11 protein-coding genes are annotated in these 12,728 nt (G+C 69.9%); 6 read left to right on the top strand and 5 right to left on the bottom strand.

The genetic code is table 11. The annotated features are described in order from the left end of the window. Positions 1–16: 16 nt before the first annotated feature. Positions 17–403 (bottom strand): response regulator, encoded by a 387-nt coding sequence (locus ACOGI5_RS04270; RefSeq protein WP_419863231.1) that lies wholly within the window; start codon positions 401–403, stop codon positions 17–19. Between the two features lie 219 nt (positions 404–622). Here ACOGI5_RS04270 and ACOGI5_RS04265 point away from each other — a divergent pair, with 219 nt between their 5' ends. Further along, positions 623–2,098: an NfeD family protein gene (locus ACOGI5_RS04265; protein WP_419863230.1), complete on the top strand. Its 1,476-nt coding sequence runs from the start codon at positions 623–625 to the stop codon at positions 2,096–2,098. Between the two features lie 65 nt (positions 2,099–2,163). Further along, entirely contained in the window at positions 2,164–2,430 is a 267-nt protein-coding gene (locus ACOGI5_RS04260) for a WhiB family transcriptional regulator (RefSeq protein ID WP_419863229.1), read from the top strand. 12 nt (positions 2,431–2,442) lie between these two features. On the opposite strand, the gene selB is transcribed toward ACOGI5_RS04260, so the two are convergent. The 4 genes from selB to ACOGI5_RS04240 all read right to left on the bottom strand — a co-directional run bounded on the left by selB (position 2,443) and on the right by ACOGI5_RS04240 (position 9,547). Then, complete coding sequence (selB, locus tag ACOGI5_RS04255) at positions 2,443–4,167, bottom strand: selenocysteine-specific translation elongation factor (RefSeq protein WP_419863228.1); 1,725 nt, start codon at positions 4,165–4,167, stop codon at positions 2,443–2,445. Positions 4,168–4,206: 39 nt separating this feature from the next. Beyond that, on the bottom strand, positions 4,207–6,840 hold the full coding sequence (locus tag ACOGI5_RS04250) for a cell wall-binding repeat-containing protein (protein ID WP_419863227.1): 2,634 nt from the start codon (positions 6,838–6,840) through the stop codon (positions 4,207–4,209). Between the two features lie 93 nt (positions 6,841–6,933). Further along, positions 6,934–8,190, bottom strand: coding sequence for an L-seryl-tRNA(Sec) selenium transferase (gene selA / locus ACOGI5_RS04245; protein WP_419863226.1), 1,257 nt, complete (start codon positions 8,188–8,190; stop codon positions 6,934–6,936). Between the two features lie 166 nt (positions 8,191–8,356). After that, positions 8,357–9,547 carry an Mrp/NBP35 family ATP-binding protein gene (locus tag ACOGI5_RS04240; protein ID WP_419863225.1) on the bottom strand — a complete coding sequence of 397 codons (1,191 nt, stop codon included), beginning with the start codon at positions 9,545–9,547 and terminating at the stop codon, positions 8,357–8,359. 122 nt (positions 9,548–9,669) lie between these two features. On the opposite strand from ACOGI5_RS04240, the gene erpA reads away from it, so the two are divergent. The 4 genes from erpA (at position 9,670) to ACOGI5_RS04220 (ending at position 12,711) form a co-directional block, all read left to right on the top strand. After that, entirely contained in the window at positions 9,670–10,005 is a 336-nt protein-coding gene (gene erpA, locus ACOGI5_RS04235; RefSeq protein ID WP_419863224.1) for an iron-sulfur cluster insertion protein ErpA, read from the top strand. Positions 10,006–10,130: 125 nt separating this feature from the next. Further along, positions 10,131–11,639, top strand: a complete 1,509-nt coding sequence (locus ACOGI5_RS04230; RefSeq protein WP_419863223.1) for a 2Fe-2S iron-sulfur cluster-binding protein — start codon at positions 10,131–10,133, stop codon at positions 11,637–11,639. 251 nt (positions 11,640–11,890) lie between these two features. Next, entirely contained in the window at positions 11,891–12,346 is a 456-nt protein-coding gene (locus tag ACOGI5_RS04225; protein ID WP_419863222.1) for a pyridoxamine 5'-phosphate oxidase family protein, read from the top strand. Positions 12,347–12,363: 17 nt separating this feature from the next. Continuing rightward, a complete protein-coding gene (locus ACOGI5_RS04220; RefSeq protein WP_419863221.1) occupies positions 12,364–12,711 on the top strand; it encodes a RidA family protein in 348 nt (115 codons plus the stop codon). The last annotated feature ends 17 nt before the right edge of the window (positions 12,712–12,728 follow it).

Raw genomic sequence — 12,728 nt, 5'->3', positions numbered from 1 at the left:
AGGCAGACGAGCCCGCTCAGCCCGTGCTGGCAGTGTCCCGCTGCAGCAGCTCGTGCGCGGTGTGTCGCAGCAGAAGCGGGTTGAGCGGCTTGACCAGCCACGCATCGGCATCGGAGCGCCGTGCCAGGAAGGTGTCGGCTTCGCGGTCGGCCAGCATCAGCACTGGCACCCGCGGCAGCCGTCCCATGCCCGATTCCAGGCGCAGGTCCAGACAGGTGGCCATGCCGCCCATGTTCCCGATCTGGAAGTCGAGGATCACCAGGTCTGGTGTGCTCGCCTCCACGGCAGGTCGCACATCCTGGCCTGATCGCACCACCCGGAAGGTCACGTCGGGCGCCGAGAGCGCAGCGGCCACCTCTTCGACGACCCAGTCGGCATCGGTGGCCAGCAGCACGTCGGTCACGATGGCGCAGCGTAATGGGGCCGCTGGTACCTGGCTGTGCTCGATACGTCAGCCTCTAGAGTTCGGGCGGCCGCCGATCCAAGAGGCTGAGCCGACAGGCGAAGCCGTGGCCCGAGCGGCCCGTGAGCCCAATCGCAAGAGAATCGGGAACAAGAGCGGGAAGCAATGGGTAGCGCGACGAGAAGGCTCACCTCATCGCGTTGCCTCGAAGGAGCTCGGGTGAACGCACGTCAGCACCGTCGCGGGTTGGCGCGTCTCGTGGCCGCAACGCTGCTGCTGTCCGCGGTATTGGGTCTGGTCGCCGTGCCGGCGTCAGCGCACGACGACCCCGAAATACCGCACGTGATCCCCGATGATCCCACCACGCCTCACATCACCGGGGAGGCGCGCCCGCGCCAGATCGTCGTGGTGGAGGTGAACGGGCTCATCGATCCGATCATGGCCTCGTACATCAAGCGCCAGCTCGTCACCGCGGACGGGCTCCACGCGATCGGCGTGGTGCTGCAGATCGACAGCGCCGGGTCCACGATCGACGACGACGCGCTGGTGGACCTGCTCGACAGCGTTCGTCTCGCGCACCTGCCGGTGGGGGTGTGGGTGGGTCCCAGCGGGGCGCAGGCACTCGGCGGTGCCGCCCACTTGGCCACGACAGCCGATTTCGCCGCGATCGCGCCCGGCGGTCGCCTCGGCGAGTTCACCGCGGTCGACGGCCTCGTTCATGCCCACGGTGCCGGCTCGCGGCACGCCAGCCAGCACAGCTCTGGCGCTCATGGCGTTGAGGCGGGCGATGTTCACAGCCACGAAGGCGACGGGCTGCATTCGGGCACGAGCGTCCGCTACTACGACGCCGACACGGCGAAGGGCGCAGGCCTCACCCACAGCACGGCGCCGGTGATCGGCGAGTTCCTCTTCGCGATGTCCGATGAGGGCCTGCTGCCGCCGATCAGCCAGAACGTGACCGGCGACGACGGCGTGGTCCGGCGGGCGCCGGCCGAGGACGTGGTGGTGTCGTTCGTCAAGCTGCCGCTGATCGACGGGCTCTTCCACACCGCTGCCAGCCCGGCGGTTGCCTACCTGCTGCTGCTGGCCGGGCTGTCGCTGCTGCTGCTCGACTTCTACACCGGCGGCATCGGCATCGCCGCCATGGTCGCCGCGGTGTGCGGGCTGCTCGCCGCGTACGGCTTGGGGACGCTCGACATCCGGCTGTGGGCGCTGGTGCTGCTCATCGCCGGTTTCGTGGCGTTCGCGGTGGACATCCAGACCGGTGTGCCGCGCTTCTGGACAGCGGCGGGCGGCGGGGCACTGCTTGCCGGCTCGCTGACGCTGTTCGGCCAGCACTCGATGAGCTGGATCCCGCTGCTGGTGGGTCTGGTCGGCGTCGGCGCCTTCGTGCTGTCGGGCCTGCCTGCGCTGGTCCGTACCCGCTACGGCACCGCCACCGTGGGGCGGGAGTGGCTGATCGGGGTGGAAGGCACAGCGGTGACCGACGTCGACCCCGACGGGACCGTCGAGGTGCACGGCGCCCGCTGGCGGGCCCGCGTGAACCGTCTCACGCCGCTGCAAGCGGGGGAGCCGTTGCGCGTCAGCGGCCTGAGCGGGGTGGTGCTTGAGGTGGAACCGCTCGAAGGTGCGGCTGTCGACTACCGCGAGATGCGCCGAAAACGGGGTGATGCGACGGTTTCCGAAACCGAATGAGGTTTCGTTTACCTCTTGTCAAGCGATTTTTCCTGATCTAGTGTCCCCTCCGACAAGGGGGACATATGAGCGCTCTGCTGGTCGATGAGTGGCAGGACAAGGCAGCCTGCAGAGGACCTCAAGCGGCGGTTTTCTTCCCGCCGCCCCGCACCGAGCGGCGCGACGAGAAGGCAGAGCGCGAAGCCCGAGCCAAGGCCATCTGCGGCCAGTGCTCGGTGATCAACGACTGTCTCGACCATGCGCTCGACGTCGGTGAGGCGCACGGCATCTGGGGCGGCCGCAACGAGATCGAGCGCCGCAACATGCTGCTGCTGCGCACCGACGGCAGCTAGCGCTCTCCCGCTTCAGCCCGATGCTTCGGGCAGCCGCGGCCCGGCGATGCGCAGATCCCCGCGCCGCCGCGTCACCCCCGTCCGGTCCAGGTAGCCCACCAGCGGCAGCGCATACTTCCGCGTGGTGCCGAGTTCTTCGCGGATCTCGGCCACAGTGACGCCGTCAGGCTGAGCGCTGAGCAGGCCGGCAATTCGCTCGGCCGCGGCCTCGATGGCGGAAGCCGCGAACCAGACCCCGTCAGCGTGCACGAGATCGCCGCGCGCCGCCAGCGCCAGGAGCTCCCGCTGGCCGACGCCGCTCGGTGCGGGCGGGGAGAACGGCGCCGCGGCCAGTTCAGCGATGACCGGATGGTCTGCGAGGACGTCGGCGGCGTCGGCCGGACGGGCCCGGCCGGCATCGATGGCGACGCCGTCGAGCGTGTCCACCGCCAGCCGCTGGCGTTCGTCGAGCCCGGCCAGATCCAAGCCGAGGGGGCCGGCGCGCTCGATCTGTCGCCGAAGATCGTCCACCAGCGCCTCGAGGAGCTCCGGCGGCGCCACCCAGCCGCCCAGCACCGGCTCCACCCGCTCGCCGGTCAGCCGCTCGAGTTGCGTCGCCTCGATCCATCCGCGTTCGGCAATCATGCGCTCGATGCGCGCGTCCGGCTGGGCCACCGCAGCGCGGAGTTGCGGATCGGGATCGAGCACGGTGCCGCCGCCCACGGTCTGTCCCCGGCCGAAGTCGCGCAGCACGAAGCGGTCTCCCATCACGAGGGGCAGCGCGACCGGCAGGTGCAGCCGTGCGTACCCGGTCTCGCCGGGGGCGATGCGCTCGGGTCCGAGCACGCGCAGCCGCACCGGCCACTCGCCTGAACCCAGGTACAGGGCGTAGGCGCCCCGCCTGGTCACATCGCTCCTCACACCATCGAGCACAGCCAGCTCCACGTCCACGCTGCGGGTGTGGTGCCATTGGTCAGGTCGCACCACGGCGATGCCGCGGCCCAGGTCGTCGGCATCGACGCCGGTGAGATTGAGCGCGACGCGGTGCCCCGGGCCGATGTGCTCGACTGCGGTGCTTTGGGTCTGGATCGCCCGCACGCGCGCCGCCCGGCCCCCGGGTGCTGTGCGCAGCTCGTCGCCGGCTGAGATGCTGCCGCCCGCGAGCGTGCCGGTCACGATCCGTCCGGCCCCGGTCGCCGCGAACGACCGGTCGATCCACAGGCGGGGCCGGCCGCGGTCGGCTGCGGTGGGCGTGGCAGCGCACAGGTCGTCGAGTGCGCCGCGCAGCTCGTCCAGACCGGTGCCGTCGATGGCGTCGGTGGCCACCACGGGCGCGTGCTCCAGGAACGTGCCGTCGACATGTTCCAGCACGTCCAGCCGGGCCAGCTCGGCCAGCTCGTCGTCGACGAGACCGATCTGGCTGAGCACCACCACGCCGTGCGAGATGCCGAGCAGTTCCAGGATCGCCAGGTGCTCAGCCGACTGCGGCTTCCAGCCCTCCGGCGCTGCCACCACGAACAGGGAGGCATCCACCGCCCCCACGCCGGCCAGCATGTTCTTCACGAAGCGGATGTGACCGGGCACGTCCACGAAGCTGACCTGCCGGCCCGACGGCAGCGTGCAGAACGCAAAGCCGAGGTCGATGGTGAGACCGCGCTCCTTCTCCTCGGCCAGCCGGTCGGGGTCGGTGCCCGTGAGGGCGCGCACCAGCGTCGACTTGCCGTGGTCCACGTGCCCTGCCGTGCCGACGATGTGCACGCTGCCAGCTTGCCCGGCCGGTGCCCAGGGCCGGTGTCTCTAGGGGCTCTCGAAGCGAGAGACGGTCTGGCGGATATTGGGGTTGCCTACGAGGTCGGTGATGGCGTCCGACCGCACGAAGGCGCGCGACCGTGTGCTGGGCAGACCGTCGCCGCGTCCTGACTGGATGCGCGCCACCAGCGTTCCCGGGCGAACTCCCGGAGTGGTCGTATCGCAGGCGGCCCGGTCCGGCTCGATGGAGTCGGATCCATCGGGTTCGCCGTCAACGAAGGTGACGTCGCTGTCGGCGAAGGTGAAGCCGTCGAGAGCGAAGTCGGTGGCGCCGTCGCCGTCGGCGTCGATCTCGATCAGGCGCGTCCGTGGCTGCTCGAGGGTCACCAGGTCGCATTCCTGGGCTACCTCGGTCCAGTAGAGGGCAAGGTCCACGGTGCTGGCACCGCCGGTGAACCGCTTGCGCCCACCGGTGTCGATCGGCGTATCGAAGTCGACGCCCAGCCGCTCAATGGTGAACAGCCGGGTGAATTCGCGACGGGCCTCGAGGTCGTCGGCCACTTCGCCGATGGTTGCCGCCTCGGTGGTATTGGACAGCGCCACAACCAAGATGCGCTGATTCGGCACGGACACCTGCACCGATGTGGTCTGGGTGACCGACCAGCTGCTCGGGCGGCGGCTGCGCACGTCGATGTCGATGGTCCACTCGTTGCCGACCGTGCCGTCGATGGCGGTAGCCGGCTTGGCGATGATCCTCAGCGCATCGCTCGGGAACTGGGCGTCGCCTGCGGGGAGCGTCACCGATGCCTGGGAGACCGGATGCGGTTCGGTCACGGTGATCCGGCTGACGCGTGGCGCTGTGGTGTCGCGGGTCACGACCCGCCTGATCGATCTGCCCGCGTTGCCCGCGAGGTCGCTGAGCCGGCTGGCGGCGATCGAGATGCTGTCGCCGATCTTGAGACCGTCGCCGAATGAACTCGGCACATCCACGTCGAACCTGATGACCCCGGCGGGCACCGTCACCTGTTCCGTCACAGTGGTGACGCCGGTGCGTCGGAACGTCACGGTCACGGAGTTGTCACGAGCCTGCAGCGGCTCATCGGATTCGATCCAGATCTTGCTGCTGCCTTGCGCCGCGTTCAGCGTCAGCGCCGGCCGTGTCTCGTCGGCAGCCACGAAGTACTCGACGCGGCCGACGCGCCGGCTGCCCGTCGCCATCCTGATCTTGCCGTCGAGGATGCCGATGCGGTCGCGGCCCTGCAGCGGCGCAGCGCAACCGGTGGGCACGGTTGCACCGGCTTCGAGCAGCGCACCGGCGAGCGTCAGCACGGCCTTGCTGGTGCTCGTGTCGTTGCCGGTGTCGATGAGGCCTTCCACCTCCTCGGGTCTGAACGGCACGTTGCCGTTGAAGTAGTTGGCGACATTGGCGGCGTCGTCGGCGCGTACCGGCGCGGCGAAGCTGACGGTGATGTGGCATCCGCCGTCGAACGCCTCCAGGGTCGCCCCCAAGGCCACCAGCGTCGCTGCCCTCGCCGCGCTGTCCAGCGTCCGGCTCCCCACCGCCGCTGTTCCGCCGAACACCGTGATGCGCAGCTTGCCGGCGGCGTCGCCGGTCACGTAGTCGTCGGACTTCAGGAATTCCTCGACCGTCGACGGCAGGGCATCACGCCCGGTCAGCAGCAGCGGCGCGCACAGCTCGCCGAGCAGCGGCCCGCTGGCGATGGCATCGGGCGAGCGCCATCCCGACGCCAGGCCGACGTCGCCGCTGTCGTCGAAGCAAGCCTGCGGCGAGTCGGTGCCCAGCAGCTCCTCGGCGATGTCGATCGCCGTGGCAAAGCGATCGGCGCCGCGCCAGCGCTGCGTGCTGATGCCCATGGCGGTGACGCTGTTCTCGACTGCGGTGCTCACTGCCGCAGTGCCGCCCAGTATCACGACGTGGTCAGTGAGGCTGTCGCGCAGGAACGTCGACACTGCCGCTGGCAGCTCGGAAGTGGGGGTCAGCAGGATCGGATGCTCGCCGCGGTAGGCGAGCGGGCCGGCCGCGAGCGCGTCGGCGAAGCTGTCGCCGGTGGCCAGCAGCGCCGTGCGGCCTCTGCCCGGGATCTCTCCCGGTGACCCTGGCGACCAGCCCACCAGTCCGGCGATCGCCACAGCGGCGTCGGCGGCAGTGCTGACTTCGGCGATGCGGTTGACCGTCACGCCGTTGATGGCGGCGACTGCGACCTCGACATCGGCCGACACCACGTCCTCGTTGCCCACGATGTAGACGGTGGTGATGGCAGGGCGGGCGAGGAACGTGGCAACGGTAGATGGCAGCTCGTCGGTCGCAGTCAGCAGCACCGGTGCCCTGTGCAGCCTTGCGAGCGCCGGTGTGGGCAGCGTGAAGCCGAAGTGCTCGTCGAGGCCCGAGGTGAGAATGACGGTGTTGACGTCCGCCTGGCCGGAGTCGCTTTCCACCTCGGTCACGTAGGCCTCGGCAATCTTGACGGCGGTCGTGTAGCGGTCGGTGCCCGAGAGGCGAGTGGGTGTCTCCACGTCTGCCGCTGCGCCCGATGCCGGGTCGTGCGCCGTGACGAGCACGGTCGCCGCGAGCGCCAATGCCAGCAGCGCCCGCCCCGTCTTGCGACCTGAATACCGACTACTACACCGGCACAGACCGTCTGTCTTTCCGCGCCGTGGCATGCCTGCATCCCCATCGAGGTGATCGGTCAACAAGGGTAAGACACCTGGCTGCGATGACCGGGCGCTCGGCCGGCGGATGGCAGCGATGCGCGGCTACTCGCTGAGCGCTCGGCGGATCGCGGCCGCTACGACGGTGTCGTCGGCGGGATCGACCGTGCGCAGGTCGATCACGGTGGTCTGTTCGTTGACGCGGGCAATGACCGGCGGGTCGAACGCACGCAGCGCAGCCGCGTAGTCGCCGTCGAGCTCGACGCCCGCGGAGGGGATCTCCTGGCCGGGCAGTGATCCGGCACCGGCCAGCGCTGTCGTTCGCGACGGCCGGCCCACGCCGAGCGCATCGGCCCGCTGGGCCAACTCCTCCGCCGGCACCTTGGCCATGCGCCAGAACGGGATCGCATCGGCGTCGCGGCGCAGGTATGCCAGCGCCACCGACTGCAGCGCGTCCAGCACCAGCGATCCGGGCCGGAAGGCCCGCATCAGCGGGTGCGCTGCGCAGGCTGCGATCAGGTCGGCCCGGCCGCAGATGATGCCGGCCTGGGGTCCGCCCATGAGCTTGTCGCCCGAGAACGTCACCAGCGCCGCTCCCGCTGCCAGCGTCTGGCGGGCACCCGGCTCGCCGGCCAGCCAGTCGGGCCGCTGCCCCAGCCAATCGCAGCGCTCGTCCAGCAGGCCCGAGCCCAGGTCGGACACCACGGGCGGCCCGATTGCCGCCAGGTCGGCCACGCTCGCTTCCTCGGTGAAACCGGTGATGCGGTAGTTGGACGGGTGCACCTTCAGCAGCAGCGCGACATCGTCTCGCTCGGCAGCGGCCCGGTAGTCGGCGGCCCGGGTTCGGTTGGTGGTGCCCACCTCCACAAGCCGTGCGCCCGACTGCTCCATCACCTCGGGCACCCGGAAGCCGCCGCCGATCTCCACCAGCTCGCCCCGCGACACGGCCACACCGCGGTCACGCGCGAGCGCCGCCAGCACCAGCGTCACCGCGGCGGCGCAGTTGTTGACCACCAGCGCCGCCTCCGCACCAGTCAGCGTCGCCAGCAGCAGCGAAGCGTGCGTGGTGCGCGAGCCGCGCCGGCCCGACGCCAAAGCGAATTCCAGGTTGCTGAACCGCACCGGCCCGCCGACGCCAGCTTCCAGCCCCAGCGGTGCTCGGCCCAGGTTGGTGTGCAGCAACACGCCAGTCGCATTGATTGCCGGGCCCAGCAGGCTCCTGCGCAGTCGATGCGCCTCCGAAGCTGCCGAGTCAGGATCACCGGCGGCGACGGCGGCACGCGCGGCAATCACGAGCAACGGATGCGGCAGGCCGACGTCCGCGATGGAAAGCGCCAAGTCGTTCACCGACGGCGGCCTCATCGCCCGGACCCTACCGGCACCTCAAACGCACAGACCAACGAGGGGGGCGCAGGGGCGACGGCGCCCGCGCGCAGTTATGAAGCGCCCCAAGCACATCCAGCCCGCGCACGAAGCGCTTCATCTGTTTGAAGCACGGGCGCCGTCGCCCCTGTGCACTCCGGGCGAGTCAGCGACGAGCACCCAGCGTGACGGGGATCGGCCCGTCCATGCGAGCGGTGCAGGTGCCCATGTCCACCGGCGGGCAGATCTCGGTCACCAGCAGCTCGGTGATCGCCTCGAACACCCCGGCTGCCGGCCCGCCGGCTCCATCGCCGGTCACCGGCTCGCCGGCATCGCCGCCGGCAGACACCGCAGGCTCCAGCGGGATCGAGCCGAGCAGCGGCACGCCCAGATCGGCTGCCAGGCGCTCCCCGCCGCCCTCGCCGAAGAACGACCACTGCTGCCCGTCAGGTGCAGTGAACGCACCCATGTTCTCCACCACGCCCACGACCGGCATGTGGCTGCGGCGGGCCATGTCGGCCACGCGCACTGCCACCTTCTGCGCGCTGAGCGCCGGGGTGGTCACCACCAGCATCTCGGCTTGGGGCAGCAGGCGGGCGAGCGCCATCTGCACATCGCCGGTGCCGGGCGGCATGTCGATGAGCAGGTAGTCGAGCTCGCCCCAGTCCACGTCGTGCAGGAACTGCTCCACGGCCTTGGCGAGCATGAGACCGCGCCACATCAGGGCGGTCTCCTCGGTCTCCACCAGCAGCCCGGTGGAGACGACCTTCAGCAGGCCGTCGCCGGCCGGGCGCTCGTCGGGCACGATCTTGCCCCGTTCCTCGCCGTCGGCCGGGGGGCGGGCGCCGAGGCGACCCTCCATGCCGAGCATCCGGGGGATGCTGAATCCCCAGATGTCCGCGTCCAGCACGCCCACCACGAAGCCGCGTGCGGCCAGCGCTGCGGCCAGGTTCACGGTCACCGACGACTTGCCCACGCCGCCCTTGCCCGAAGCCACGGCCAGTACTCGGGTGCTGGCGTGCACCTGCGTCGGCGCAGCGTTGTCGCGTGCAGTGCGCCGGGCACGCTCCATCACCCGGGCCTTCTCGGCAGCGTTCAGCTCGTCCCAGTGCAGCCGAACCTGCTCGATGCCGTCCAGCCCGGCAACCCGCGTCTCGCAGTCTCGCTTGATGGTGGCGCGCAGCGGGCAGCCGGCGGTGGTCAGTGCCACGGTCACGTGCCCGGTGGTGCCCTCGCGGTAGGCGTTGCGCACCATGCCCAGGTCGACGATGTTGTCGCCCAGCTCGGGATCCATGACGCCCCGCAGGATGGCGATCATCGCCTCGTCATTCGCTCGGAGCTCGGTGGACGCGCTCACGGGGCGCAGGGTAATGCCGACGTGCCGAGGCCCAGCATGCTCGCCGGTGCAATTGTGCGTTGCGGCACTAGCATCGGTCGCAGAACGTTTGCCCATGTGGGGCTGATTCGGGAGTCGCTGTTGTGATCACCCTGACCGATACCGCCGCCGAGAAGGTGCACGAGCTCATCACTCAGGAGTTGTCCGAGGCGGGCGGCGAGACCGAGCTGGCGCTGCGTGTCGCCGTGCGGCCGGGCGGCTGCTCGGGCTTCAGCTACGAGATGTTCTTCGATTCCGAGGTGGCCAACGACGACATGTCACAGGCGTATGGCGACGTCAAGGTGGTGTCTGATCCTATGAGCGCGCAGCTGCTCGAAGGCGCCACGCTCGACTTCACCGACGGGCTGATGGGATCGGGCTTCGCGATCGACAATCCCAACGCGCAGCGCACCTGCGGCTGCGGCAACTCGTTCAGCTGAGCCGCCCCGAGTCCGACGTCTCACCGGAAGCTGCGGCACCTCGGGCGGGCGCCGGCGAAACACTCACGTTCACGGTCGACGGCCGCGCCGTCGAGGTTCCCGATGACGGCGACACGCTGCTCGGCGTGCTGCGCGACCGCCTCGGCATCGAGGCGGTGCTCGACGGCTGCAGCCCGCAGGGCCAGTGCGGTTGCTGCACCGTGCTCGTCGACGACGCCCCCCGTGTGGCATGCGTCACCCCGGCCCGCCGCGTTGCCGGACGCCACGTCACTACTGCCGCCGGTCTGAGCGCCGACGAACAGCACCGGTGGTCTGGAGCATTCCTGGCCTGCGGCGCGACCCAGTGCGGTTTCTGCACACCGGGCATCGTGTGCCGTCTCGTAGGCCACGAACGGCGCGGTGCCGACCTGTCTGATCGCGCCACGGTCGACAGGGCCCTGGCCGCGCACCTGTGCCGCTGCACCGGCTGGCAGACCATCCGCGAAGCAGCCGCCCACGCCGCGTCGCCGTCAGCGGAGACCCATGACCGTGATCCAGAAGCCGCCCCCCGCCGCGCCAGCATCGAGACCGGCGGCCCCCAGCGGTCTGTGCCGGTCAGCGTGCTCGGCGCCCTCGACTTCGGCGCAGACGGCGCACCACCCGGCACCCTCACCGCCGTAGCCGGGCCGGACGGCCTGATTCACGCCGAGAGCCTGACCGAAGCCCGCCGTCAAGCCGGCAAAGTGCAGGGCCGCCGCACCACCCTCGAGCCCGTACCGCCCATCCAGATCCCCGAGCCCCCGCCAGGCACACAGTGGGACATACGGCTCGCCACCTGCTGGACCGAACCCGGCTACCTCGAAACCGACGCCGCCTGGTGCGAGCCCGGCGCCCAGCCTTCCGACCCGCTGGCAAACGGAGGCGCCTTCGGCGGCAAGAAGTCATCCCCGGTCCGCGACGAGGCCCAACACCTCGCCAACGACCTGGGCCACCCAGTCCGCGTCCTCTGGTCCCGAGAAGACACCGTCCGGCGCGGCCCAAAACGCCCACCCCTAGCAGCAGGCCTACACACCGACGGCACCGGCATCATCCGCATAGCCCGCACCCCCGGCGCAACCGAAGTGCTGCAATCAGTACTGCCCAACGCCGAGATCGTCGAAGTCGACCTACCAGGCCCGCCCACATCGATGGACCTCCGCGCAGCCGTATGGGCCGAAGCCCAAATGCTGGCCACGGCCCTGAACCGGCTGCAATCCGGCAAGTGGCTGAACGCGGGCACCACCACGGTCGAGATCACGTCTTCCGAGGGTGCCCTCGCCCAGGCCACCGTCGGTCCGGCCGGCATCGAGGTGCAGGTGGATGCCGGCGACCCGCTCGATATGACGACGCTGCGCAGCTACGCAATAGGCGCCAGCCACATGGCCTGGAGCTGGGTCACATCAGAGGCGCTTGCAGTAGACGCCGACGGCGAGGTTCACGATCTCACTATCCGCAGCTTCCGCATAGCCCGCTCCGCCGACACCCCCCACATACAAGTCACGATCGAACCGTCGCAGCGACCGCCAGTCCCGGCAGGCGACGCAGTCTTCGCCGCAGTAGCAGCTGCCACCTGGCTCAACCGCGGCGCCCCAGCCCACCTCCCCACCGGCAGGTAAGGCGAACAGCGCAAGAGGGGTGCGCTGGGGCAGGATCGCCCGCGCGCAGTTATGAAGCGCCCCAAGCACACCCAACAAGTGCACGAAGCGCTTCATCTGTTTGAAGCACGGGTGAGCCTGCCCCAGCGCACCCCGGGCGAGGAATCCGCACGGGTGAAGCATCAGCCCGGGCGAGGAATCCGCACGGGTGAGCCTGCCCAGCGCCCCCGGGCCGACAAGCGCGCGAGCAACAGCGCTAGCGTCGATCCCCAATGGCTGAACCAGCACAAGACAAGCTCCGCCGCCTAGTAGCAGCAGAAAACGGACTGTGCAGCTTCGTCTGCCTAGACAGCAACGGAAGCCCGCACGTGTCCATTATCAACGCCGGCGTGATGGACAACCCCGTAACCGGCGAGACCAGCGTCGCCTGCGTGGTGCGCGCCAACGCCCGCAAGGCCCGCCTGCTGCGCAGCGACCCAAGGGCAGCGGTGGCCTTCCGTCACCGGTGGGACTGGGTGGCCGTGCACGGCACAGCGCAGCTCATCGGCCTCGACGACCCGGCTGAGGGCGTCACCGACATTCCCGAGCTGTTGCGCGACGTGTTCCGCTCGGCCGGCGGCACCCACGAGGACTGGGACGAGTACGACCGGGTGATGGCCAAGGAGCGCCGTCTGGCCATCTTCGTGACCCTCGACCACATCACCTCCAACACCGGCACCATTTCCTGACAGGCAGGGGCATTCCCATGGCAGCACCCGTCGCTCACTATTCGAAGTGGTACCGAGCCGGTGACTTCGTGTTCGTCTCGGGCCAGATCGGCCTGGCCGACGGTGCCCTTGTGGAAGGTGTCGAGTCTCAGGCCCGCGTCGTGCTCGCCAATGTCGTCGAGGCGCTGGAAGAGGCCGGCGGCACCCTCGACGACGTGGTCAAGTGCCTCGTGTTCATGACCGACATCGGCAACTTCTCGCTCATCAATTCGATCTACGCCGAAGCCTTCGGCGACCACCGCCCGGCCCGCAGCGCCATCGGCGTGGCAGCCCTGCCCCTGGGCGCCGAGGTGGAGATCGAAGCCATCGCCTACCTCCCCGAATAGCAGCCAACTACGCTGCA

The sequence above is a fragment of the Candidatus Poriferisodalis sp. genome, from assembly GCF_965208925.1.
Lineage (GTDB): Bacteria > Actinomycetota > Acidimicrobiia > Acidimicrobiales > Poriferisodalaceae > Poriferisodalis.
Note: the sequence above shows the minus strand (reverse complement) of the source record. Positions and strands in the feature narration are given on the sequence as shown.

Excerpts from the sequence above, each read along its gene's own strand:
- ACOGI5_RS04225 (WP_419863222.1), top strand. The coding sequence starts at position 11,891 with ATGGCTGAACCAGCACAAGACAAGCTCCGCCGCCTAGTAGCAGCAGAA.
- selA (WP_419863226.1), bottom strand. The coding sequence starts at position 8,190 with ATGAGGCCGCCGTCGGTGAACGACTTGGCGCTTTCCATCGCGGACGTC.
- ACOGI5_RS04220 (WP_419863221.1), top strand. The coding sequence starts at position 12,364 with ATGGCAGCACCCGTCGCTCACTATTCGAAGTGGTACCGAGCCGGTGAC.
- ACOGI5_RS04260 (WP_419863229.1), top strand. The coding sequence starts at position 2,164 with ATGAGCGCTCTGCTGGTCGATGAGTGGCAGGACAAGGCAGCCTGCAGA.
- ACOGI5_RS04250 (WP_419863227.1), bottom strand. The coding sequence starts at position 6,840 with ATGCCACGGCGCGGAAAGACAGACGGTCTGTGCCGGTGTAGTAGTCGG.